The organism is Bradyrhizobium sp. URHC0002, from assembly GCF_054059515.1.
Map to the genome: position 1 here is coordinate 6,299,816 of NZ_JBSSCF010000001.1, position 22,866 is coordinate 6,322,681.

At 62.4% G+C, this 22,866-nt stretch carries 27 protein-coding genes and 1 pseudogene; 14 read left to right on the top strand and 14 right to left on the bottom strand.

What is annotated here, in order from left to right:
• Nucleotides 1–204: 204 nt before the first annotated feature.
• Nucleotides 205–1,242, bottom strand: a complete 1,038-nt coding sequence (locus ACVWVY_RS30790) for a glutamine synthetase beta-grasp domain-containing protein (RefSeq protein WP_456629900.1) — start codon at nt 1,240–1,242, stop codon at nt 205–207.
• A gap of 572 nt (nt 1,243–1,814) precedes the next feature.
• On the opposite strand from ACVWVY_RS30790, the gene ACVWVY_RS30795 reads away from it, so the two are divergent.
• Nucleotides 1,815–2,012, top strand: coding sequence for a DUF2735 domain-containing protein (locus tag ACVWVY_RS30795; RefSeq protein WP_456629901.1), 198 nt, complete (start codon nt 1,815–1,817; stop codon nt 2,010–2,012).
• Nucleotides 2,013–2,105: 93 nt separating this feature from the next.
• Here the strand turns inward: ACVWVY_RS30795 and ACVWVY_RS30800 are convergent, their stop codons facing one another.
• Nucleotides 2,106–2,423, bottom strand: coding sequence for an MliC family protein (locus tag ACVWVY_RS30800; protein ID WP_456629902.1), 318 nt, complete (start codon nt 2,421–2,423; stop codon nt 2,106–2,108).
• A 94-nt stretch (nt 2,424–2,517) separates the two neighbouring features.
• Between ACVWVY_RS30800 and ACVWVY_RS30805 the strand changes: the two genes are divergently transcribed.
• Entirely contained in the window at nt 2,518–3,264 is a 747-nt protein-coding gene (locus tag ACVWVY_RS30805) for a tyrosine-protein phosphatase (protein ID WP_456629903.1), read from the top strand.
• A gap of 14 nt (nt 3,265–3,278) precedes the next feature.
• Here the strand turns inward: ACVWVY_RS30805 and ACVWVY_RS30810 are convergent, their stop codons facing one another.
• Both ACVWVY_RS30810 and ACVWVY_RS30815 read right to left on the bottom strand, forming a co-directional pair.
• Nucleotides 3,279–3,974, bottom strand: coding sequence for a hypothetical protein (locus tag ACVWVY_RS30810; protein WP_456629904.1), 696 nt, complete (start codon nt 3,972–3,974; stop codon nt 3,279–3,281).
• A gap of 80 nt (nt 3,975–4,054) precedes the next feature.
• On the bottom strand, nt 4,055–4,255 hold the full coding sequence (locus tag ACVWVY_RS30815; RefSeq protein WP_057839937.1) for a hypothetical protein: 201 nt from the start codon (nt 4,253–4,255) through the stop codon (nt 4,055–4,057).
• A gap of 242 nt (nt 4,256–4,497) precedes the next feature.
• Here ACVWVY_RS30815 and fabG point away from each other — a divergent pair.
• A pseudogene (gene fabG, locus ACVWVY_RS30820) lies at nt 4,498–5,179 on the top strand (3-oxoacyl-ACP reductase FabG).
• On the opposite strand, the gene ACVWVY_RS30825 reads toward fabG, so the two are convergent.
• Complete coding sequence (locus ACVWVY_RS30825) at nt 5,176–5,889, bottom strand: GrlR family regulatory protein (RefSeq protein ID WP_456629905.1); 714 nt, start codon at nt 5,887–5,889, stop codon at nt 5,176–5,178. The pseudogene fabG and the gene ACVWVY_RS30825 overlap by 4 nt on opposite strands.
• A gap of 193 nt (nt 5,890–6,082) precedes the next feature.
• On the opposite strand from ACVWVY_RS30825, the gene ACVWVY_RS30830 reads away from it, so the two are divergent.
• The 3 genes from ACVWVY_RS30830 (at nt 6,083) to ACVWVY_RS30840 (ending at nt 7,486) form a co-directional block, all read left to right on the top strand.
• Nucleotides 6,083–6,769, top strand: coding sequence for a DUF2161 domain-containing phosphodiesterase (locus ACVWVY_RS30830; RefSeq protein WP_456629906.1), 687 nt, complete (start codon nt 6,083–6,085; stop codon nt 6,767–6,769).
• A 27-nt stretch (nt 6,770–6,796) separates the two neighbouring features.
• On the top strand, nt 6,797–7,096 hold the full coding sequence (locus ACVWVY_RS30835) for a putative quinol monooxygenase (RefSeq protein ID WP_456629907.1): 300 nt from the start codon (nt 6,797–6,799) through the stop codon (nt 7,094–7,096).
• A gap of 87 nt (nt 7,097–7,183) precedes the next feature.
• Nucleotides 7,184–7,486 carry a hypothetical protein gene (locus ACVWVY_RS30840; protein ID WP_456629908.1) on the top strand — a complete coding sequence of 101 codons (303 nt, stop codon included), beginning with the start codon at nt 7,184–7,186 and terminating at the stop codon, nt 7,484–7,486.
• Between the two features lie 162 nt (nt 7,487–7,648).
• On the opposite strand, the gene ACVWVY_RS30845 is transcribed toward ACVWVY_RS30840, so the two are convergent.
• Nucleotides 7,649–8,269 carry an N-acetyltransferase family protein gene (locus tag ACVWVY_RS30845; RefSeq protein ID WP_456629909.1) on the bottom strand — a complete coding sequence of 207 codons (621 nt, stop codon included), beginning with the start codon at nt 8,267–8,269 and terminating at the stop codon, nt 7,649–7,651.
• A gap of 259 nt (nt 8,270–8,528) precedes the next feature.
• On the opposite strand from ACVWVY_RS30845, the gene ACVWVY_RS30850 reads away from it, so the two are divergent.
• From ACVWVY_RS30850 to ACVWVY_RS30860, 3 genes are all read left to right on the top strand, one after another.
• A complete protein-coding gene (locus tag ACVWVY_RS30850; protein WP_456629910.1) occupies nt 8,529–9,482 on the top strand; it encodes an AraC-like ligand-binding domain-containing protein in 954 nt (317 codons plus the stop codon).
• Between the two features lie 165 nt (nt 9,483–9,647).
• Nucleotides 9,648–10,661 carry a carbon-nitrogen hydrolase family protein gene (locus ACVWVY_RS30855; RefSeq protein ID WP_456629911.1) on the top strand — a complete coding sequence of 338 codons (1,014 nt, stop codon included), beginning with the start codon at nt 9,648–9,650 and terminating at the stop codon, nt 10,659–10,661.
• Nucleotides 10,662–10,692: 31 nt separating this feature from the next.
• Nucleotides 10,693–11,742: a phenylacetaldoxime dehydratase family protein gene (locus ACVWVY_RS30860; RefSeq protein ID WP_456629912.1), complete on the top strand. Its 1,050-nt coding sequence runs from the start codon at nt 10,693–10,695 to the stop codon at nt 11,740–11,742.
• A gap of 2 nt (nt 11,743–11,744) precedes the next feature.
• On the opposite strand, the gene ACVWVY_RS30865 is transcribed toward ACVWVY_RS30860, so the two are convergent.
• Nucleotides 11,745–12,143, bottom strand: coding sequence for a PaaI family thioesterase (locus ACVWVY_RS30865; RefSeq protein WP_456629913.1), 399 nt, complete (start codon nt 12,141–12,143; stop codon nt 11,745–11,747).
• A 124-nt stretch (nt 12,144–12,267) separates the two neighbouring features.
• Between ACVWVY_RS30865 and ACVWVY_RS30870 the strand changes: the two genes are divergently transcribed.
• Complete coding sequence (locus tag ACVWVY_RS30870; RefSeq protein WP_456632347.1) at nt 12,268–13,050, top strand: cobalamin-binding protein; 783 nt, start codon at nt 12,268–12,270, stop codon at nt 13,048–13,050.
• An 8-nt stretch (nt 13,051–13,058) separates the two neighbouring features.
• Here the strand turns inward: ACVWVY_RS30870 and ACVWVY_RS30875 are convergent, their stop codons facing one another.
• Together ACVWVY_RS30875 and ACVWVY_RS30880 are read right to left on the bottom strand one after the other, a co-directional pair.
• Complete coding sequence (locus ACVWVY_RS30875; RefSeq protein WP_456629914.1) at nt 13,059–14,228, bottom strand: ABC transporter substrate-binding protein; 1,170 nt, start codon at nt 14,226–14,228, stop codon at nt 13,059–13,061.
• A gap of 30 nt (nt 14,229–14,258) precedes the next feature.
• Nucleotides 14,259–15,134 carry an ABC transporter substrate-binding protein gene (locus ACVWVY_RS30880; protein WP_456629915.1) on the bottom strand — a complete coding sequence of 292 codons (876 nt, stop codon included), beginning with the start codon at nt 15,132–15,134 and terminating at the stop codon, nt 14,259–14,261.
• 98 nt (nt 15,135–15,232) lie between these two features.
• On the opposite strand from ACVWVY_RS30880, the gene ACVWVY_RS30885 reads away from it, so the two are divergent.
• Entirely contained in the window at nt 15,233–16,189 is a 957-nt protein-coding gene (locus ACVWVY_RS30885) for a LysR family transcriptional regulator (protein WP_456629916.1), read from the top strand.
• 10 nt (nt 16,190–16,199) lie between these two features.
• Here the strand turns inward: ACVWVY_RS30885 and ACVWVY_RS30890 are convergent, their stop codons facing one another.
• Both ACVWVY_RS30890 and ACVWVY_RS30895 read right to left on the bottom strand, forming a co-directional pair.
• On the bottom strand, nt 16,200–17,477 hold the full coding sequence (locus ACVWVY_RS30890; protein WP_456629917.1) for an ArgE/DapE family deacylase: 1,278 nt from the start codon (nt 17,475–17,477) through the stop codon (nt 16,200–16,202).
• A 56-nt stretch (nt 17,478–17,533) separates the two neighbouring features.
• Nucleotides 17,534–18,286 (bottom strand): pyridoxamine 5'-phosphate oxidase family protein, encoded by a 753-nt coding sequence (locus ACVWVY_RS30895; RefSeq protein ID WP_456629918.1) that lies wholly within the window; start codon nt 18,284–18,286, stop codon nt 17,534–17,536.
• A gap of 48 nt (nt 18,287–18,334) precedes the next feature.
• Between ACVWVY_RS30895 and pdxR the strand changes: the two genes are divergently transcribed.
• Nucleotides 18,335–19,786 carry a MocR-like pyridoxine biosynthesis transcription factor PdxR gene (gene pdxR / locus ACVWVY_RS30900; RefSeq protein ID WP_456629919.1) on the top strand — a complete coding sequence of 484 codons (1,452 nt, stop codon included), beginning with the start codon at nt 18,335–18,337 and terminating at the stop codon, nt 19,784–19,786.
• 19 nt (nt 19,787–19,805) lie between these two features.
• On the opposite strand, the gene ACVWVY_RS30905 is transcribed toward pdxR, so the two are convergent.
• Entirely contained in the window at nt 19,806–20,936 is a 1,131-nt protein-coding gene (locus ACVWVY_RS30905) for an FAD-dependent oxidoreductase (protein ID WP_456629920.1), read from the bottom strand.
• Nucleotides 20,937–21,461: 525 nt separating this feature from the next.
• Here ACVWVY_RS30905 and ACVWVY_RS30910 point away from each other — a divergent pair.
• The gene (locus ACVWVY_RS30910; protein ID WP_190241957.1) at nt 21,462–21,614 is read left to right on the top strand and encodes a hypothetical protein; all 153 of its coding nucleotides are present in this window, start codon (nt 21,462–21,464) and stop codon (nt 21,612–21,614) included.
• Between the two features lie 14 nt (nt 21,615–21,628).
• Nucleotides 21,629–21,883: a DUF6719 family protein gene (locus tag ACVWVY_RS30915; protein ID WP_456632348.1), complete on the top strand. Its 255-nt coding sequence runs from the start codon at nt 21,629–21,631 to the stop codon at nt 21,881–21,883.
• Nucleotides 21,884–21,901: 18 nt separating this feature from the next.
• Here ACVWVY_RS30915 and ACVWVY_RS30920 read toward each other — a convergent pair whose 3' ends face one another.
• Both ACVWVY_RS30920 and ACVWVY_RS30925 read right to left on the bottom strand, forming a co-directional pair.
• Nucleotides 21,902–22,351: a nuclear transport factor 2 family protein gene (locus tag ACVWVY_RS30920; protein WP_456629921.1), complete on the bottom strand. Its 450-nt coding sequence runs from the start codon at nt 22,349–22,351 to the stop codon at nt 21,902–21,904.
• A 166-nt stretch (nt 22,352–22,517) separates the two neighbouring features.
• Entirely contained in the window at nt 22,518–22,712 is a 195-nt protein-coding gene (locus ACVWVY_RS30925; protein WP_456629922.1) for a hypothetical protein, read from the bottom strand.
• Nucleotides 22,713–22,866: the final 154 nt, after the last annotated feature.

The following is a 22,866-nucleotide window of genomic DNA, read 5'->3' on the forward strand; positions in this document are numbered from 1 at the left end:
TCCCCGGCAAGCGCCACGGCCGTTGTCTAGCGCGGTTCACAACGCAGGGAAACGGCCTTGAACCCGCGGAATTGAATCAAACTCATCAAGACGTCGTGTCATCAGGATGCGCCGTGTCATCAAAACGCAATGATCCGCCAAGGCGGTTTCGCCTTGGCGGATCAGCTTTGCAGCCCGGGCGCGCCCGGGTCAAATCGCAGGTCCTCAGGCCGCAGCCGCCTTGGCGCCGGTCGGGACTTCCGCAATGGTCTTCAGGATCTGGGACGCGATCTGGTATGGGTCGCCCTGCGAGTTCGGACGGCGGTCTTCCAGATAGCCCTTGTATCCGTTGTTGGCGAAGGAGTGCGGAACGCGGATCGAGGCGCCGCGGTCGGCAATGCCGTAGGAGAACTTGTTCCAGGGGGCGGTCTCGTGCTTGCCGGTCAGGCGCTTGTCGTTATCCGGCCCGTAGACGGCAATGTGGTCCATGAGATTCTTGTCAAAGGCCGCCATCAGCTTCTCGAAGTACTCCTTGCCGCCGACTTCGCGCATGAACTTGGTCGAGAAGTTGGCGTGCATACCGGAGCCGTTCCAGTCGGTATCGCCGAGCGGCTTGCAGTGGAACTCGATGTCGATGCCGTAAGATTCGGTGAGACGCAGCATCAGGTAGCGCGCCATCCACATTTCGTCCGCGGCCTTCTTGGAGCCCTTCCCGAAAATCTGGAATTCCCACTGGCCTTTCGCCACTTCGGCGTTGATGCCTTCGTGGTTGATGCCGGCGGCGAGGCAGAGGTTGAGGTGCTCTTCGACGATCTTGCGCGCAACGCTACCGACGTTCGAGTAGCCAACGCCGGTGTAGTACGGGCCCTGCGGCGCAGGATAGCCATCCGACGGGAAGCCGAGCGGACGGCCGTCCTTGTAGAAGAAGTATTCCTGCTCGAAGCCGAACCAGGCGCCTTCATCGTCGAGGATGGTCGCGCGCTTGTTCGAGGCGTGCGGGGTCTTGCCGTCGGGCATCATGACTTCGCACATGACGAGCGCGCCGTTTTCCCGCGCGGCGTCCGGATAGACAGCGACCGGCTTCAGCACGCAATCGGAGCTGTGGCCTTCGGCCTGCATGGTCGACGAGCCGTCAAAACCCCACAGCGGAAGCTGTTCCAGCGTCGGAAACTTGTCGAATTCCTTGATCTGCGTTTTGCCGCGCAGACTCGGCGTCGGCGTATAGCCGTCGAGCCAAATATACTCGAGCTTGTACTTGGTCATTGAGCCTCTCTTGAGTTGCTAGTGGAATGCGGAAAACCGAAGCCTTGAAATCTGGATTTTGACGCCCAGCCCCCTGGAAGTTTCCGCATACGTGTACCCGGCCACGTCAGGCCACACCTTACTAAGCACGTAACGTGCCAATCGCTGCACTGCGGTAGAGGCTATCCACAGGGCTACTTGGCTACAGTCCAAAATAAAAGCTGCGACATAGAAGCGCGGCAGGCCCACAAATCGGGCGGCGCAGCGGCAGGTTTGCTGTCCGAATCCAGCCCATTTCCACGGCAATTCCGCTTCCAGACCGCTCCGCGATTAAAGCTGCGCCACCCCTTCGAGGCATCCGTGGGGGATGCCGACCTATCCACGCAACCACCCCGCCGGCTCACGCGTTGGTCATCCGCCCGCTGCCTTGCAGGTAGCAATGCCAAGAATGCCTACGATTTAGACAGCAAGTGGCGCTCTCTTGATCACCTTGCCCTCGCTCGGAGCACCGACAATATCGACTTATGTAACCACTAGAGAACGAGTCGGGCGCACCATGAAGGCTGGCGCTTCGACAAAAGGAGAAACTGGAGATGATGAATACGGGTTTGAATCAGGGATCCGCCAAGATCTACCAATTCCCTGCCGGGGGCCGTGCGGCTCTCGGGGGACGTCGCTACGGCGAGACCAAGACCGAGTTTGCCGCCCCGCCGGCCAACCTCGCAGCTTGCAGCGACAGCTGGTACCACGCCGCCGCCATCGAGGACGACAAGAGCGGGCGAGACCACTGATGTCCGGGAGGTGTTTTGCAGGGACGCGCCCGATCAGTGAGGCGCGGACGGTGAACTAAAAAAGGGTCGAAACAACGCCGTTTCGGCCCTTTTTCATGTCTGCTCGCATGTGGTGACTGGCCGCTTGGCATGCTTGAGCGTTGCGACCCCGGCCTTGGTGATCCTCAGCGTCACGCCCTTCGCCTGATAACGCGAGCCCGACAGCGCCACGCGCTTGGGCAGAGTCAGCGCCTTGCCGTCGAGCTGCAGATGGGCGCGGGAATCGTACTGGAAAAACCCGACGATGAATTGCGCCCCGTCGGCACAGCGATAGTTCCGGAAAGTCGACTGTGCCAACGCGGCCGACGGTGCGGCTGCAACAGCCACGGCGCATAGCGCCGCGCCAAAAATCGTGTTCCCAAGACAATTCATATTTCGCCCCCTGCAGACTCCAGTATAGACGAGACGGGAGCGGGCGACATGCCCTTCCCGCCCCTCCGCCACTCAAGATCGTCCGAACCAGCCAATGTCAGCTCCCCCCGCCCGCCATCTCGACCTCGCCGGCGCCAGCAATTTCCGCGATCTCGGCGGCTATCCGACGAACGACGGCCGGACCGTGCGCTGGCGGCAGATCTTCCGCTCCAACCATCTCGGCCATCTCACCGACGACGATGTCACCATCCTGCGGGAGCTCGGCGTCCGCAGCGCGTTCGACTTTCGCGGCACCGAGGAGCGCGCCGCCGCGCTATGCGGCATGCCTGAAATATCAGTTCATTCGCTGCCGGTCGAACCCACCGTCGTAGCCGCGCTGCGCGCCATCGCGGCCGCCGGCACGCCGCTGTCGACGGAGCACGCCGTCGAGGTGATGCGCGGCTCCTACAGCGGCTATGTGCAGAACAACACGCAGCATTTCCGCACGCTGTTTGCGCATCTGCTGGAGGATCGCGCGCCGCTGGTGATCCATTGCACCGCCGGAAAGGACCGCACCGGTTTCGCGTGCGCGCTGATCCTGCATACGCTCGGCGTTTCCGAGCAGATCATCTCGGAAGACTATCTCCTGACCAACCGCTTCTACCGCAGGGATCCCAATCACAGCACCGATCTGCCCGACGAGATCAGGCAAGTGCTCGGCTCGGTGCAGGCATCGTTCCTCGCCGCCGCCTTCGAGGCCATCGAGGCGGATTATGGCGATCTCGAAAGCTATCTTCGCGATGGCCTAGGTCTCGGCAAAGCCGAACGCGCCCATCTCGAAGCGCGCTATCTGGAAGACTGATTTACAGCGCTGACCTATTTCGACTTCACCCGCCGCAGCGACACGACCTGCGCGGACGGCTTGCCGCCCGTCGTCCTTACATTGACGTGGACCTTGTAGTCGTTGCTGGTTTCGCCCTTGGGCACATAGAGCATCGCGGTAAAGCGCACGCGGCCGCGCGCATCGAGCGTCACCGGCAGATCCTCACGCACGCGAAAGGAATTGCCCTGGCGATTTCGCGGCGGCAGCCGGGCCATCATGGCAGGCTCAACCAGCGCACGCAGATCGAGCTTGGTCGCCGTTTCACCGTAAATTCGATAATAGGCGAAGGAATCGCTGTTCCAGCGGCTGTTCGAGACCTCGATGACGGCTTGGCTGTCCGGCGACCAGGCCGCCAGCAGATCGTGGCGGTTGGCGCGCATTTCTCCGGTCGCCCAATACTCGCCGCCGAGCTTGGCCAGCACGGCACCGTCACTGATGCGGATCAGGAGATTTTCGACGCCGGATGGCGGCTGATCGCGGCCTGACGGCAGGCCCTGATCGCCGCGCCAGGCGAATGCATAAGTCTTCGAAGGCGAGGTGGTGTCGGCAACGACACGCATCGCGGCCTTCCCCTCGCCGCACACGAGGCCGCCTTGTTGATCGGCAACGCAGACCTGCGCATGCACGGCAGCGGCTTGCTGCACATAGAGTGCGATGAGAACGAACGGGAATGCCCAAGCGCGGTGCATACCGCGATCCTACCCGCTACGCGCGAGTAAAGCACCCAAAAAACAAGCCTTGGGCGGCGCGGAACGTCAGCGCTATCGGCTCAGGCCGCGGCTTCCATTTCCATTTCGGCATCGAGATCGGCGATGACATCCTCGAACGCCGAGATCGCCTGCTGGATCGCAGCGATCTGCATCAATTCCCAGCTCGAGACCGGACCGCTGCGATTTTGCAGCGCTACGACCAGGTCGCGCCGCTGCTCCTTAAGCTGAACAAGCGGTAAACCATGATCCGGCAAACCCATGACAAATCCCCCTGCGCCTTTTGTTGGTAGCCGGTTGTACCGAACGGATTCTGAAAACGGCTTACAGAACTCCGGCAAATTTTATCGATTCCGCCCCATCCCGTAGTCCTACGTAGCCGCGCGGACGGGCCCCGCGGCAATTTGGGCGCGTCAGACAGATCGTTCCATGCAGAAATTCACCGCATTGCCCGCGAAACTCCTGATAGGCTGAGCTCCCGTTACCCGGCAGGCGGAGGCCCTTCATGGATGGAAAAGTCGTTGTCGTAACGGGCGCGCTGGGTGCGCTCGGTCGGGTGGTCGTGGACGAAGCGCTGGCGCGCCGAGCCCGGATTGCAAGCGTCGATCATGCGCCGACGCAAGCCCCGGCCACGGCAGATCTGTTCGAACTCGGCGGCGTCGATCTGACCGATGCGGCCCATGCCAGAAAAGCAATCGATGCCGCGGCGGCGCATTTCGGGCAAGCTCGATGCGCTGATCAACATCGCCGGCGGCTTCGCCTTCGAGACGGTGGCGGACGGCGATCCCAGGACCTGGCAACGGATGTACGCGCTCAACGTCATGACCGCGCTGAACGCCTCGCGCGCGGCGATCCCGCATCTCGTCTCGTCGGGTGCCGGCCGCATCGTCAATATCGGGGCGATGGGCGCGCTACAGGCCGGCAATGGCATGGGCGCTTACGCCGCATCGAAGGCCGCCGTGCATCGCCTCACCGAGGCCCTGGCCGCCGAACTCAAAGGCAAGATCACGGTCAACGCCGTACTGCCGTCGACCATCGACACCGCGGCCAACCGCGCCAGCATGCCCAAAGCCGATTTCACCAAATGGGTGACGCCGAAGGAATTGGCCGACGTGATCCTGTTCCTCGCCAGCGACGCGGCAAGCGCCGTCACCGGCGCGCTGCTGCCGGTGAGCGGGAGGGTTTAACCCTCGACCTCCACCAGCTTTCGCAGCACCGCCTTGAAGCGGATGCTGCGCTTGCCGGCAAGCGCGGTGGCTTCGCCTTCCGCGCCTTTGTCGTCATAGGTTCCGGAAAAGCCGATGCCGACCTCATGACCACCGAACACCGGCCGCTCGCCGCGGCTGGGCGTATGTTCGCGGTTGACGATCTCCCCCTTCCATCGGCCGTTCGAAGCCGAATACGCTCCGACATAATCGAAGAACGCATCGCCGCCCCTGATCAGGCCGTCACGCAGCATCATCACACCGCTGTTGCCGGCATCGATACCGTCGAGCATGCGGATGTGGATGGAATAGAGTCCGTTGCCGATCCCGTCGGGGCCGACTGCACCGGGCGGCGGCGCATCGGCATCATCGATGGGGCTGAGAATGGTCGTGAAATGGACGCCGGGTAAGGCCGCGCTGCCGCCCTCAAAATGAATTTCCTCGCCGCGGGGCGCGCCCGTAAAGTTCATCACCGCATTTTCGACTTCAAACATCGGAACATATTTGGCATCGTGATAATGGCGCGACATCGTGACTTCGCACGAGACGACGCCGTCGGCCTCGGTGAAGCTGCCGACAAAGGAAGAGCCGGAATCGCCGCCATACAGCCTGCCGCCCGCGGTGGCGAACATCACGCCGCAGCCCGTCCCGCGCTCGGTGGTGAAACGGAACTTATACAGTCCTTGCAACACGCCCTGCTCGCTTCGAATTCGGCAAATGCCAATTTGCCCGCGAACACTCGATTCGCAGGTTCCCGCAATTGCCGCATGGCCTTGTCCCTTAGCCCAGAATAGCCGCTGCGTTGGCGCCCAATCAAACGCTTTGCCGGAATTCGGCTAGAGTTCGGGCATTGAGTCGCAGCCATACCGGCCGCCGGAGCGAATTTTGGAAACCGCGCTTTATCTTCCCGTCAAACGCTTCCTCGAAAAGCTCGGCTTTACCGTCAAGGGCGAGGTCGGGGGCTGCGATCTGGTGGCGCTGAGCGGCGGCGATCCGCCGATCGTGGTGATCGGCGAGCTGAAGCTTTCCTTCAACCTGGAACTGATCCTGCAGGCGGTCGATCGCGCCGCCGCCGCCGACGAGGTCTGGCTCGCGGCCAAATTATCGGCCCGCGGCAAGGGCCGCGAGAGCGACGCGCGCTATCGCAATCTCTGCCGCCGGCTCGGTTTCGGCATGCTGGCGGTCACCAACACGGGCGACGTCGAGGTGATCGTGCAGCCTGCGACGGCAGCCCCTCGCCGCAATCCCAAAAAGCGGTCGCGGCTGGTCGCCGAGCATCAGAAGCGCAAGGGCGATCCGGCGATGGGCGGCTCGACGCGCGCGCCGATCATGACGGCCTATCGCCAGCAGGCGCTGGCCTGCGCCTCGGCGCTGTCAGGTGGGCCGCGACGTGTGAAGGATTTGCGGGCTGATATTCCCGACGCCGGCAAGATCCTGCTGCATAATGTCTACGGCTGGTTCGACCGCGCCGAGCGCGGCATCTATGTGCTGACCGATGCCGGACATGCCGCGTTGAAACGCTGGCCGCAGCAGCCGCTGGATCTGACCGCCGCCGGCGATTCGGCGGCATGAGAGCTGCGACAAAAACGGGAGGACAACATGATCGTGGTGACCGGCAGCGTGACCGCGCGCGCGAACAGTTTTGACGAGGTAAGGAAGCTTAGTCTCGAGCACGTCCGTCGCTCGCGGACCGAGCCCGGCTGCATTTCCCACGCCGTCCATGTCGATTGCGAAAATCCGCTGCGGCTGGTGTTTTTCGAGCAATGGGCCGATCGCGCCGCCCTATTGGCCCATTTTGCGGTCCCCGATTCGCGCGATTTCGTCCGCGCGCTGCAATCGCTCGCGGACCAGGCCACCACCATCGAACTGTATGAAGCTACCAGACTGGAGAAATTGTAGATGCATGGCTGGATTGCCATGCCAAATTCATATTGCAATGCAACATGAGGGCACCTAGGTATCTCTGCAATCATATTGCGAGGCCCCATGAGCGAAGACTGGAACACGAAATACGGCACACGGCGCGTCCGGCGGGATCCGCCGACGCTGGAGGAGGCAATCTTCGCCGCGGTCGGGATTACCGACGACCAGCAGCAGCAGGCGGAAATCGCCGCTGCGCTGATGGGCCTGCCCTACGAGGAAGTGCTGACTGAAGTGAAAAAGACCGGCCGCGCGGTAGCGCGATCGGCCACCCGCATCATTGCGGGCGAACAAGGCGCCCAGCGCGCCGTCGTGGTCGAGCGCCGCGTCATCAGGCGATTCGGTAACGACAAGCGGACCGGTACCTGAAGCCCGTAGCGTTTTTGCGCGAAGCGGATACCGGTTCGCGTAAAGAAACACGTCAAAACAAAAGACCAGAGCCCGGTTCTGATTCATCAGAACCGGGCTCTGAAGGTTTTGGGCAATTCGCTGGATCAAAAGCCAGCGAATTGCCCGGATTAAACGCGCTGCTCAGGCGGCGCGGCTCCAGCCAGACATCCGAATCAGCATCCGCCAATAGGCACGGTTCATATTCGCGACCGTGCGCGCGGCATTCAGCGTGTTATCCGCCCAGGTGGTCGCGAGCTCCGTCTGATCCTGTTTCGTCAGGTCGATGGTGCCGGTGGATTCGCCGTGGCGGAACACGAGCTGCGCGCCGAACTTGTTGGCGAGCGCCCGCATCGCCTCGTTCTGCGCACCGGTGGTGATCCGCAGGCTCTTGTAGCCCTTGGCGCGCGCTTCCGCGATCAGCTTGCGGAACAGGATGCTGCCGACGCCCCGCCGCCGCACGGATGCTTCGACGCTGAACGCGATCTCGGGCAGCGAGTCCGGTGACTGGTCCGGCGTATGCAGCTCCGCTGCGCCCCGAACCACGCCGTTTTCGAAGAAGGCGATAATGACCGTGCCGTCATTGGCGCATTTCTCGGCGTATCGCTCGATGAAGCTGTCGTCCATGAAGCCATGGAAGCGGTCATGGCGGCTGGTGCGGTCGAGCCGCAGCAGGTGATCGCGCAACAGCGGCAATTCTTCCTGCTGGCTCAGCGTGCGCACGCTGGAGTTGGCGAGCGCGGCCGCAATGTGGGTGAGGTACATATCTTAAAACTCCTCTGAGAGAAGCCCTCGAGGAGGCGTCGAATCCCTAGACCACCAATATTGTGCGTCGCAGCATGAAATTCAAGCCCGAATTCCCGGTATATTGCCCTAAATAATGGCAGTAATTGCAGCGGCTTACCGGCATATTCATTAACCAATTGTTAACGCTGGCCGCCCGGCGCAGACTGGGCATGGGGATTGCTTATTTCTGAACGAGCCAAGGTCCAAAGAACGCTCGGATGGTTCGTGGAGGTCCGTCGTGGCTGTCGTGCTCGACACGAGTTCGTGCCTTCCGGAACGTCGGCTGGCGGTGTGGCAGGACATCGTCTGCGACACTTTCGTTGGCCTGGACTGCAAATCGGACATGCGCGGCGCCTTCTGGGGCGCGGTGTCGCAATCCAGAATCGGACCGGTGGCGTTCACGCAGGTCGATTCCACCGCGCAACGGGTATTTCGCACGCCGTCGCGAATAGCCCGCGCCAGCGAAGATTTCGTGCTGATGGCGCTGGGCAACCACGGCGTGAACGGCGTCTTCCAGGACGGCCGTGAGGCGATCGTCTCCGCGGGACAATTCGTCATTTACGACACCACCCGCCCCTACGAGCTGCGCTTCAACGACAGCTTTTCGCAAACCATCTTCCAGATGCCGCGCAAGCTGCTGCAACAGCGCGTCGGCTCGTTCGATGGTTTGACCGCGACCACGTTCGCCGGCGATCGTCCGCTGGAACGACTGACCTATGATTTCGCGCGCAATGTGAGCAGGACGATCGAGCAGGTCGATCCCGCGGCCGCAAGCCGCCTGCTCGACCAGACGCTCGACCTGCTCGCGATGACGCTTGCCGACAGGCTGCACGCGCGCCTGCCGGATCAGTCGGTCCACCGCTCGGCGCTGCTCTATCGCCTCAAGAATCATATCCTGACGCATCTCGCCGATCCCGAACTATCGCTGCCGCGCGCCGCGGCGGCGACGGGAATCTCGCCGCGTTACGCCAGCGATCTGATGGCCGCCGAACAGACCTCGTTCCGCGGCTACGTCCAGACGCAGCGGCTGGAACGCTGCAAGCGCGACCTTGGCGACCCCGCGCACCTGGCCCGGCACATCGGCGAGATCGCCTTCGCGTGGGGCTTTAACGACCTCGCCCATTTCAGCCGCATCTTCAAGCAGCGGTTCGGTGTCTCACCGCGCGAATGGCGCGAGCAGCTGCGCCAATAGCGCCTTCCTCCGGCGCTCTCCTTCCTGCCACGCCACCAGCCATCCGGCGACGATCTGCGCGTTAAGACAAGTTTTCGTTCCGCTGCAGACAAGCGGCGCGCGTTGTCATGGCCGTAGGCTGGCGACCGAGCGAGTGTCGGTCGCCAACGCGAAAGGAATGGTGCGATGGGTCTGGTTCATCAGAAATACAAGGTGGCGGTGGTTCAGGCGGCGCCGGTCTTTCTCGATCTCGATGCAACCGTCGACAAGACCATCGCACTGATCGAGGAAGCTTCCGCGCAAGGCGCCAAGCTGATCGCGTTCCCCGAGACCTTCATTCCCGGATATCCGTGGCAGATCTGGCTTGGCGCGCCGGCCTGGGCGATCGGCCGCGGCTTTGTGCAGCGCTATTTTGATAATTCGCTCGCGTTCAACAGCCCGCAAGCCGAGAAGATCCGCCAAGCCGTGAAGCGCGCCAAATTGACCGCAGTGCTCGGACTGTCCGAACGCGACGGCGGCAGCCTTTATATCGCGCAATGGCTGATCGGCCCCGACGGCGAGACCATCGCCAAGCGCCGGAAACTGCGCCCGACCCATGCCGAACGCACCGTGTTCGGCGAAGGCGACGGCAGCGATCTCGCGGTGCACGATCGCGCCGACGTTGGACGGCTCGGCGCGATGTGCTGTTGGGAGCACCTGCAGCCGCTATCGAAATACGCGATGTACGCCCAGAACGAGCAGGTGCATGTCGGCGCCTGGCCGAGCTTTTCGCTGTACGATCCGTTCGCGCATGCGCTTGGCCATGAGGTCAACAACGCCGCCAGCAAGGTCTATGCGGTCGAAGGCTCCTGTTTCTTCCTCGGTCCCTGCGCCGTCGTCTCGCAGGCGATGATCGACGAACTCTGCGACTCCCCCGAAAAACACGCCTTCCTGCATGCCGGCGGCGGCCACGCCGTGATTTACGGACCGGACGGCAGTTCGCTGGCCGAAAAACTGCCGCCCGACCAGGAAGGCATTTTGTACGCCGATATCGATCTCGGCATGATCGGGGTGGCGAAGAACGCCGCCGACCCGGCCGGGCATTATTCGCGACCCGACGTCACGCGGCTGTTGCTCAACACCACGCGCGCCAACCGCGTCGAGCACTTCTCACTTCCCGTCGATGCCGAGGTCATGAGCGAAGTCAGGCTGCAGGCCTAAAGGCGCTTCAATTCGGACAAGGAGCAGGCCGATGGAATCCGCGATCCCCGAGCATCTGCAGACCGCACGCACCCGCCACCGCCGTGTCGGCGACGACTATGCGCCGCCCTACCCGTCCTTCGTGGCGCGGCACAAGCCAAGCGTGGCGCGGGTGGTGATGGCCTATTTCGGCATCCAGACCCGCGGCGCGCCCCCGGCCGCCGCGGAGCAGGCGTTGGCCCGGCTCGCGTCGGAATTTGCAGCGGCCGATGGCCCAACCCATTGGGACCGGGCGAGCTATGTCGACGAGGCCGGTTTCACCAACGTCGTTACAGTGGCGTACTGGGACGACCGTCAAAAATTCGATCGCTGGTTTCCGGCCGCACGCGCGCGCTGGACCGGCGAGCAGCGGACCAACAGCGGGTTCGGGACCTTCATCGAAGCGCTTTATCCCTCCGTGGAGGGCTATGAGACGCTGTTCTCATCCCTCGACAGGCCCGAAGGCGTTGCTGTTCTCGCTGACGGTATGAGCGGCGAGGTTTTGGAGCACGCCTATTGGGGCGGCATGCGCGACCGCATCCCGTTGTCCCAAACCAGCGAGATGGCGCCTTCAGGCGCTGCCCGTGCGGTCCGCGATGGCGCGCGCATTCGCATCGTCCCACATGACAATCTCTGCCTGATCCGGTCGGGCCAGGATTGGGGCGACACCGAAGCGGCCGAACGCAAAATGTATCTCGGCGATGTCGAGCCGGTGCTGCGCGAAGGCATGGATTTTCTGCGCGACCAGGGGCGTTCGATCGGCTGCTACGCCAACCGCTACATGACCGTCTTCGGCCCCGACGGCGCGACAACCGAAAAGTCCTACGGCATGAGCTGGTGGAAAAGCCTGTCGGCGCTCGAACGCTGGGCTGAATCGCATCCGACCCACGTCAAGATATTCGGTGCCGCCATGAAGTATCTATCGACGCTGGGGCCGGCCGCAAAGCTGCGGCTCTACCACGAGGTCACCGTCGCCCGCGCCGACGAACAGCTTTTCGAATATGTGGATTGTCATCCGCAAACCGGGATGCTGAACGCCGTGCAGACGGTGGAGGCGGCCTGACGCTACAGCACCATCTGGGTCTGGGTCACGATTGCCACGAGTTTGCCGTCCTCGGTCTCCAGCCGCGTCTGCCAGACCTGCGTGCGGCGTCCCCGATGCACCGGGGTCGCGGTGGCGATCACCGTAGACCCCTCCTTGGCACCGCCGATGAAATTGGTCTTGCTCTCGATCGTGGTGGTGCCCTTGGCGTCCGCGGGCAGGTTGATGACGGTCGCGGCCGCGCCGACCGAATCCGCGAATGCCATGATCGCGCCGCCGTGAAGGGCATGATGGAGCGTGCACAGATCCGGCCGCACCAGCATCTTCGCCACCACCCGATCCATTCCGGCTTCCGTGAAGGTCACCCCCTTCAGTTCTGCAAACGGCATCTTCATCGACTGGATCTTTTCGAGCGGCGTCATCAGTCCTCCGGTTTTTCCTTGAAGCGATCTCTTAAGCAGAATGGAAGGTGCCGGTAAATCAGGCAATGACCTCTGAGGTAATGGCTGCCGTGACATGGCGTCCGGAATTCGGCATATGGGCGCCATGCGCCAGTTCCCACCCCGCCGGATCGTTTGCCTTACCGAAGAGACCGTCGAAACGCTGTACCTGCTCGGCGAGCAGGACCGCATCGTCGGCGTCTCCGGCTATGCGGTGCGGCCGCCGCAGGTCCGCCGCGAGAAGCCGCGGGTTTCCGCCTTCATCTCCGCGGACATTCCGAAAATTCTCGCGCTCGAGCCCGATCTGGTGCTGGCCTTCTCCGATCTGCAGGCCGGCATTGTCGCCGATCTGGTGCGCGCGGGCATCGCCATCCACGTCTTCAACCAGCGCGACATAGCGGGCATCTTCGCGATGATCCGCACGCTCGGCGCCATCGTCGGTGCCGCCGAGCGCGCCGATCAACTGGCCCAAAGCCTTGAAGCGCGCCTCGCGCATATCGCGGCGACACCCCGCCCCTCGCCCAAGCCAAAAGTCTATTTCGAGGAATGGGACGATCCGCTGATCTCCGGCATCGGCTGGGTGTCGGAACTGATCGAGGTCGCCGGCGGCGAGGACGCGTTACCAAAACTGCGGTTTCAGCAGGCGGCCAAGGACCGGATCATTGCGCCTGACGTGGTGCGCCAAGCCGCGCCCGACGTGATCCTCGCGTCCTGGTGCGGCAAGAAGGTCGTGCCGGATCGCATCCGGCAGCGTCCGGGCTGGAGCGATATTCCGGCGGTGCGCAACGACCGCATTGTCGAGATCAAGTCGACGATCATTCTGCAGCCAGGACCGGCGGCACTGACCGACGGGCTGGACGCGATCGTGAAGGCGTTGTGGGCGCGTTGATACCCGAGCTATTTCTGCGACTTGCCCGCGTCCTTGACGTCCTTGAAGGTTTCGAACTCGACATTGTAAAGCTCGCCTTTCACCCTCTCGACCTTGCGGATGTAGATGTTCTGAACGATATCCCGTGTTTCAGGGTCGATCGAGATCGGCCCGCGCGGACTTTCCCAGGCCATTCCCTTCATCGCCGCGATCAGCAGATCGCCGTCCGTCTTGCCCCCGGTCTTCTTCAGCGCCTCGTAAGCGAGATGAATGCCGTCGTAGCCGCCAACCGCGACAAACCCCGGACGTGAGTTGAAGGCCTTCCTATAGCCCGTGACAAACTGCTCGTTGACGGGCGAAGGATGGGCTGCCGAGTACATGTGCGCGGTGACGGTGCCCAGCGCGGCATCTCCCATGTCGTTGAGCAGGTCGTCATCCATGACGTCGCCGGGACCGATGATCCTGATGCCGCTCTTGTCGAGGCCACGCTCGGAATACTGCTTCATGAAATTGCCGCCCTGGCCGCCGGGCACGAACACGAACATCGCGTCGGGTCTCGCATCCCTCATCCGCTGCAGGAACGGCGCAAAATCGGGATTCATCAAGGGTACCTTGACCTCTTCGACGATTTCACCGCCGGCTGCGGTGAAGCGCGCCTTGAAGAACTGCAGTGCGTCGTTCCCGGGAGCATAATCGGAGGTCAGTGTCGCGACCTTCCTGATGCCGTTCTTTGCCGCCCAGTCGCCGATGATGACGGCGGACTGCGCCAGCGTGAAACTGGTCCGGACGATATAGGGCGACCGTTCCGTCACGATCGAAGCGCCGGCCAGCATCACGATCTCGGGAATCTTGGCCTGCGTCGCCAGCGGCGCCGCCGCCAGCGCGGCCGGCGTGATGCCAAAGCCGGCGATGATCTGGACCTTGTCGTTGACGATCAATTCCTGGGCGATGCGCTTGGTGTTATCAGGGATTGCACCATCGTCCCTGACGATCACCTCGATCTTCTTGCCGGCGACGATGTCGCCGTGCTGTCGCATATAGAGCTTGACGGCGTTATCAAGCTGCTTGCCGGTCGAGGCCTGACCGCCGGTCAGCGGCACGATCAAGCCGATCTTGACCGTCTCCTGACCCGATGCCGCGGAAGCCCCCCATCCAAAACCGAAGGCTGTGAGCAGACAAGCCAGGATTTGCTTTCGCATGGCGCGTTCTCCGGCAGAGTTGAAAGAGCCCTACTCCGCCGCAAACGAGATGGTCGATCGGTCGTATTCGCCGGATCCCATCCGCCCCTTGGCAAAGATCTCGTGCTCGGCGATCCAGTCGAATGATTGTTCAAAGACTTCCTTCGAATACGTCTCGAACACAATCCGCTCGCCGGGCCCCCAGCTGCGCGTATCCATGACGGCATGGAAACGCTCCGGGAATTCGTTCTTGTAGTAATGCGTATAAAGTTCCGGCCGCAGATCGATATCGCGCTGCGCCCGCCGCAAGGCGCGGAAGTACCGCCTGACGTCTTCGGGATCGACCGTGCCCTTGATCATGGCCGCAATCATGAAGGTGGTATCGATCACCTTGCGGAAGCCCAATTGCTCGGCGAGGTAATAAGGCCCGTTGAATAGCGCCGCCGCCGGGCTCTTGCCCTCGATCAGCTGCGCCATCCGATGAAACAGCATGCCGTCCTCGAACGTCAGGTTGATCTCGGCTGCCGTCATATACTGTTCCAACGCCTGGATGGTCGAGTAATGGCTTCCCGATTGGAACCCAACCGAGATTGGCACGCCCGCAAGATCGCGCGGAGTGCGTATCGGGGAATCGGCGGGAACGAAAATCCCTGACGGGGCGACCGAATAAGCATCGGCGTACAGCTTGGCGTGGCCGTTTGAGGCCGCCACGTTCACCGTCCAATGGCAGGCGCAGCTGACATCGGCTTCGCGCCCCTTCTCGATGCTCTGGAAGGCGCCCTCATTGACCTTGTTGTGATGCTGGCCGGCCGTTGAGCGGATCAATTCGCGGAATTCGTAGTCCAGGCCTTCGGCGCGGAAATAGCCCTTCTCCTCGGCAACCCATTCCTGCAGCCGGAAGTGCGGTTCGATGATGAATTTGCTCACGGCGTATCTCCCTGAAGCGCAACATTTTCAAGTTTCTGTTTGACAGGAGCCTATCCGACAAGCGTCATTATCGCCATGTCCATATGGGAATAGATGATATGGCCGATATTGCATCATCAGAGTTGAACCTGAGAGAATTGCGGATCCTGCACGCGCTGCTGCACGAACGCAGCATCACCCGGACCGCAGAGCTGCTGGCGACCACGCAGCCCGGCATCAGCAAGGTGCTGCGGCATCTGCGTGCGCAGTTCGGCGATCCGCTGTTCGTCCGGAACGGACATGCGATGCAGCCGACGGCCAAGGCGCTCGAAATCGCGGATCAGGTCCGCACGCTGCTCGGCGTCGCCGACAGTCTGCGCGCCTCCGCGACCGTGTTCGATCCCGTTCGATCGGACCGCACCTTCAGCCTGCTGCTGACCGATGTCGGGATGATCCGCTTCCTGCCTCCCCTGATCGCGCACGTGGCTGCCATCGCGCCCAGGGTCAACATCCGGGCGATGCCGCTGGACTCACGTCAGTTCGAACTCAAACTGGAAGCAGGTGAAGCCGATCTGGCGCTCGGCGCCTTTCCAAAAGCACCGCGCCATTTGCGGCGTCAGCGATTGTATTTCGACGGCTATGTCACCGTCGTCCGGAAGGAACATCCCAAAATACCCGCCGTGAGGTCGCGCGCAGGCTTTCTCGCCCAGCGGCATATCCTCATCACCGCCTCGGAGACCGGTCATGCCGCGCACGGAACCGCCCAGCGCGTGCTCGCTTCGCAGATAGCACCCGGGAATATCATGTTGCGCGTGCCAAGCTTCATTGCCGGCGCCATCGTCGCGGCGGAGACCGACGGGCTCACCACCTTGCCGGCCAATCTGGCCAAGCGGCTTGCAGGGCCGCTTGGCCTGGCGGCATTCGAAACGCCGATCGCCCTGCCACGCATCGAGATCACGCAATATTGGCACGAACGGTATCATCGCGATCCCGCTCATCGCTGGTTCAGGTCGATTACCTCCGAACTCTTTGGCGCAGCGGCAAGCATGCGCGGGCGGACCGTCGCATCAGATTGATCGCGGTCAACTAGATCTTTTCCACCCCGCACCATTCCGCGATGAACAGCGCGGTCGCTTTGGTCGACTTCCGCAGCGAGTCCAGTTCGACATATTCGTTGAAGCCGTGCATCGCCGCGCCCTTTGCGCCGAAGCAGAGGCTCGGGATGTTGTAGTTCAAGCCGTAGAACCGCGTATCCGTCAGCGCGGTGAACGCCCGGTCCGGCACCGTGCCGCCATAGACCGCGTCAAACGCTTTTGCAAATGCGGCTTCCGGCTCGGCGGAATTCGTCAATTCATAGCCCTCCGACAAGAAGCCCGACCATTCGACCTGCGGCGGGTTGTTGGAGAGGAATCTGTGGTCGCGCGCGGCGGCCGACACGCAGGCCAGAATCTCCTTCTGGCATTCGGCGATCGACCAGCCCGGCAGGATCGCAATCCGGCAATCGACGTCGCACCACGCCGGCACACTGGAAGCCCAGTCGCCGCCCTTGATGATGCCGGGGTTGAAGTTGAGCGGATGGGGGACCGCCTTGAAATGGCGATCCGCCTTGGCGCGCGCGTTCCACGCTTCTTCGAGCTTCTGCAACGAATGGATCAGATGGTAGGCGGCCATGATCGCGTTGGCGCCGGAGCCGGCCTCGGCCACATGAACGGGCAATCCGCACACCTTCAGGCGAAACCAGATCACGCCGACCTGCGAGCGCACCATCGTCTCGCCGGTCGGCTCCGGGATGAAGCAGGCGTCCGCACGGTAGCCGCGCTGCAAGGTCGAGAGCGCGCCGACGCCGGTGGACTCTTCCTCGATCACGGACTGAAAGTGAATGCGCGCCGTGGGCTTCAGGCCCGCCGCCTTGATCGCATCCAGCGCATAGAGCGCGGCGATGGTGCCGGACTTCATATCGCAAGCGCCACGGCCGTACATTTTGCCGTCCTTGATAACCGGCGAGAATGGCGGCGTCTCCCACATGTCGAGGGGGCCTGTCGGAACGACGTCGCAGTGGCCCTGCAGGATCAGCGATTTGCCGGCATTGTTTGAAGGCCGGTAGGTGCCGACCACGCTCCGCGCTTTCGAGAAATCATGCTCGATCGGTCCAAAACCGCGCAGATCCTTCAAATCCTCGACGTCGATATGCCAGTCGTCGACCTCATAGCCGCGCTGGCGCAGGAGGTCGCCGATCATGTCCTGGCACGGCCCCTCGGCGCCGCGGGTCGAGGGGATCGCAACGAAATCCCTTGTCGTCGCCAGTTGCGCATCAAAGCCGGCATCAACGGCGTCGAGGATTTTTCGTTGCGTATCGGTCGTCATGCGGCGGCTCCAGTCGCGAATTCAAAGAGGTCGGGAGCGCGCACCCTACCCCGATCTCAGCCGCCGGCGTAATGCGCAAAATGCGCATCCCGCAATGCATCTTCGAGCAGGCGGCCTTCCGAATAGCCGCGCAGCGACGCCGGGCGCTCGACGCCATCGAGAAGCCGCGGACAGGGTTCGGGCGCGCCCAGCACGGTGCGCACCGGAATGCGCTCGGCATAGATGGGCAAGGCATAATCCTCCTCGTCGTCGCCAACGCCCTTGGCGCGAATTTTGGCGGAAGCCTCTTCGATCTCCATCGCGATGACGGATGTCGCCTTGATCTCCTGCACCGTGCTTTGCCGCAGGCCGGCAGTGCGATCGGGAAAGAAGCGGTCGACCATGGCGACCAGCGCGCGCTCCTTCTCGGCGGGATCGTCGACGAGATGGGCAGTGCCGAACGCCATCACGGCGCGGTAATCGGCCGAGTGATTGAAGCCACATCTTGCAAGCACCAGGCTGTCGAGATGCGCGACGGTGAGACATGCGCGTTGGCCGTCAGACTGGTTGCGCAACATGCGGCTCGCGCTGCTGCCGTGCCAGTACAGCGTGTTTCCTTCCCGCCAGAAGAACGTCGGCGTGCAGTAAGGCTGGCCGTCGACCACGTAGGAAACGTGGCAGAGCATCGAGGCGTCCAGCAGGCCGTGAATCTTCGCCCGATCATAGGAGCCACGCTCGTGCAAGCGCTTGACGCGGTTGCGCGGCGACAATGGATAGGAAGTGGTGGTCTCGCCTTCGATCGTCACGGCAGCTCCTTGCGGTATTGGCATGTCGAACCAGTTGTAGCTGCCAATTTGGTCTGCGATAGTGCCAATTCCATGCGAAAAATTCCGACCAATTCTCCGGCGACGCTGCCCAAGGCGGAGCTTCCGCTCGACCTTGATGGGCCTCACGTGACGCCGGATGCCTCCTCACAGCACCGGCTCTATCAGGCGCTTTGCCACGCCATCACGGGCGGGATTGCAAAGCCCGGCGAGCCGCTGCCGCCGCAGCGGACGCTGGCAAAACAGACCGGTTTTCGCCGCAACGCCGTCACCTCGGCCTATGAGCGGCTGATCGCGGACGGCTTTGCGGTCGCCACCACAGGCTCCGGCACCTTCGTCGCCGCACGCATTCCCGCGCGCGCCAGCGACGCCCGCAAGACCAGGATCGAGATCGAGGCGCCGCAGCAAGGCGCGCTGGCACTTGGCTGCACGCATATCGATGAAAGGGCATTGCAGCGCTTCAGGTCGTTTGCCGGCCGGCGCATGCGCGCCTTCGGCGCCGAGCACCTGCAATACGGCGACCCCAGGGGCAGCCGTGAGCTGCGCGCCGCGATTGCCGATCATTTGCTGTCGGCGCGCGGACTGCGCTGCGATCCGGACCAGATCATGCTGGCGTCGGGAACGCAGCACGCGTTGCGGATCGTGCTCGGCGCTATCCTCAAGCCCGGCGATCACATCTGGTGCGAGGATCCGGGCTATCCCGCCGCGAGACGAGCGATCGGACATTATGGCCTGCGCCCCGTCTCCGTCCCGGTCGACGGATCAGGCATGATCGTGGCGAAAGGCCGGGCGCTGGCGCCGTCCGCGGGCGCGGCCTATGTGACACCGTCGCACCAGTTTCCGCTCGGCGTGCAGATGTCGATGCCGCGGCGGCTGGAACTGCTTGACTGGGCAAGGGATGCTGGCGCCTTCGTGATCGAGGACGATTACGACAGCGAGTTTCGCTACGACGGAGCGCCCTTGCTGTCGCTCGCCGGCATCGATCACCTCTCGCGCGTCATCTACATGGGCACATTTGCAAAGACGCTGTTTCCGGGATTGCGCATCGGCTACTGCGCGCTGCCCGAGCGGCTGGTCGGACCAGTGACGACGGCCCGCGCCGCGCTCGACCGCTTTCCCGGCACGCTGATGGAGGGCGCGGTGGCAGACATGCTCAATTCCGGCGCGTTCGCGGCCAACCTGCGCAAGGTGCGCGGGATCTATCGCGAAGCGCGCGACGTGTTGGCCTCGACGCTGTCGACCGCATCGAATGGCAAGCTGTCGGTGCCCGTGCCCTCGCAGGGCCTGCATCTGGTCGCGCGGTTCGATCCATCGACCGATCCGCTAGTGGCCGCCAAGGCAAAGGCCGAGGCCGGCGTCGCGGGCTGGCTGCTGGCGGAAACCTATTTTCGTGCGCGCCCGCTGCCGGGATTCGTGCTGGGATTTGCCGGCCACGCCCTGCCGCAACTGATCGCGTCCGCCGAACGGCTGGCGAAGTCATCGCTGGCCGCCTTGCAAACTAGATAGAGTCATACGGTCTCTCCGTTCACGCAAGATGCTTGCTGAACAGGGCGACCACGCTCTGGGGCGCGGTATCGTCGAAAAACCGCTTGAGGTTCTGCGCAGTCTCTCGGGCAACTTCACCGCTTCGGGGGAAGAGGCCGCTTTCATAGACCGCGAGTGCGGCTTCGATGTCATCAGGATTGGCAAGAAGCGCTTGGGCAAGCTCCGCGCCATCATACATGGCAAGGTTGGCGCCTTCGCCTGCGAAAGGAGACATCAGGTGCGCCGCGTCGCCAATTAAAGTTAAGCTAGGCACCCGGTTCCATCGATGTCCGACCGGGAGCGCATAGATCGGTCGAAGCACTGGATCGATGTCGCTACCCGCAATAAGGGCAGTCAGCTGCGGAGCCCATCCTTTGAATTGATCAGCGATTTGAGCCAGGCCAACTTTTGCGTTGCTGAGATCGAAGGAATTGGCCCAGTCTTCTGGCTTATTTAACGCTACGTAGATGTGCAGTGTTCCGTCTGCATTGCGATGCGCCAGGATGCCTTTGCCCGGAGCAACTGCCATGAGCGTGCCGCTGCCGATCGCGTCCGCGCTTGCTTTATGGCGCGTGTCACCATCGAAAAGGAATATCTCGACGAAACAGGTGCCCGTGTAGGTGGGCCTTGAATCCGAAAGAAGTGGACGGACCTTCGACCACGCACCATCGGCGCCTACAATAACGTCGCAAGTAACCGTGGAGCCGTTCGCGAAGGTGACTTGGTGTCGTCCGCCCCCGATCGCTGCCACAGACGTAACCTTGTGATCCCAATGAATCATTCCGGTCGGGATCGAATTGATAAGCATCTTCCGAAGATCGCCCCGGTCCACTTCGGGGCACTCGCCGGTGTGGCGGCCAGGTCTGTCAAATAAAACATTGCCGCCTTTATCGACAATGCGTTTTGCGTCTTCGCCCGGACGAACAAGTCGAAGAAATGATTTAAACAGACCTGCGGCCTTGAGGGCGATCTGACCGTTATATTCGTGAATATCGAGCAGTCCTCCCTGTCCCCTCGCGTCAGCCGAGACTTCCGCTTCATAGACCGTGGCTGCGACGCCATGAAGATGCAGAACGCGGGCGAGCGTGAGCCCACCAAGTCCAGCACCGATGATCGTAATCGGATTTCGCATTTTCGCGCTCCTGTTGTCGCAGTCAGCGTTCGTTGGTGCTGACGGCTGCCATCCGCCTGACGTGTGTCGTCAGACAGTTGCTTTCGGAGACGCTGGCCGAACCGTGCGAAGCGCATGGTTGACGTGTATTCGACAGCCTGCCCAGCGTGTCACGCCGAGGTCAGGCAGTCGTTTTTCGCGACGGCGGTGAAGTAGATCGATTCACCGGGCGAAGCAAGATGAATCGCCATGCGGCTTGTCATGGCGACTGCGGCTGGGCGGGCTATGCCTGATGGATCAGATGCAATTTCTATGGGGGGAGCTTCGCCAGCCTGTCCGCGGCCATGTGCCGACCAAATTCTGCTTGAATGCCGGCCGCCGCTGGCAAGCACATCCCGCGCGATCCGTTTGCCAGCGCCACGGGCGGAACCAGCATGGTCAAGCGGCCGAAGGCCGCGACCTGACCGCACACCGGCCGGCGGCCTATCAGAATCGCCGGCGCGTCACTAAGCTCGACGCCGGATTCAATCACGGCGGAAACACCGAATGCCCGGCAATCGCAACGTTCTGTATCTCGTCATCGGCGTGTTGATCGTCGCGGTCGGCGTACTCAGCTACAATCTCTATAAGGCCAAGCAGGAACCCGAGGGCCTGCAGATCAATGTCGGGCCCGACGGGCTGAAGATCAAGACCAAGTGAGCGAGGCAGGAATGATGACGACAAAGGCCGCCCGATGCCTTGCCCTGCCCGCCGGCCTCGCCCTGTGGCTGCTCACAAGCCCCGCCCTCGCCCAAGTGTTTTCGCGCGAGCAGGATATAGCCGACCTGCGTCTCGGCCAGCGTGTCCTCGTTGACGACGGATCCTGCCCGGCTGGGCAGATCATGGAAGTCATGGGCTCGCAGATGACGACCTCAGGCGTGCTGCGCACCCGCAAATGCATTCAGCGGCTGGGGACGAAGAAGCGCTAGCTGCAATTTTCGTTGGCGCTAGAACATGCCGTTGGTGTTGGCGGCCTTTTCGGGAATCTCCTGCACGACGTCCCAGTGTTCGACGATCTTGCCGTTCTCGAGCCTGAAAATGTCGACGATGGCGCGGCCGCGCGTGCCCTTCTCGCGCACGCTGTGAACGTGCAGGATCACGTTATCGCCGTCGGCGAAAGCACGCTTGATCTCGCTGTGCGAGTCCGGGAATTTTTCGCGCAGAAAGCCGAGGAACGCCTTGAAGCCTTCGATGCCGTCAGGCGCCGTCGGGTTGTGCTGGATGTAGTGCGGTCCGAAGAACTTCGCAGCGGCGTCGAAATCCTTGCGATTGAGCGCCGCATCGTAGAATTCGAGCACGGCCTTCTTGTTGGCTTCCTGTGTCGCCGCATCGGCGGCGAGAACCGGGGAAGCAATCAACGGCAATACGCCGATGAGGCCGATGAGGATGAATCGCATGGTTGCCCCTATACAGTTTGTTGCAGGTATGAGCGCCAACCTACCAGCTTCCGTATCTGGCGACGACCCTGCGCCATAGCGGACGCATCACCGCGCAAACGCCCCAGCATATCGAGCCGGCAACGGCGCCGACAGGCCATTGCTGCACCTTGGCGGTTGTTAAGGTTCAGTTTGGCTTTGGCGGCCTGTTCAGGAAACGAAACGCCAGTCCGAGCAGCGATCCGATGAGCCAGGCCAGGGGCCATGAACCGGTGAACAGCACCGCCAATCCCATGCCCAAATCGCAAATCGTGGCCATGAAGCACTGAAACGAGACAACCGAGACCGGAGTTAGCAGCAGGATCGTCACCAGCGCATACACGGTCCATGCATGCCAGTACCGAATGACAAAACAAAGCCATGCCGAAAACAGAAGCAGGCCCAAGTGGAGAAAGTAGATTAAAGCGTCGATGGCCGTCGCCCCTGCCCGTTCGATACCGCAAAGCCTACCGGCCCGCGAGGCCGGGGCGCAAGGT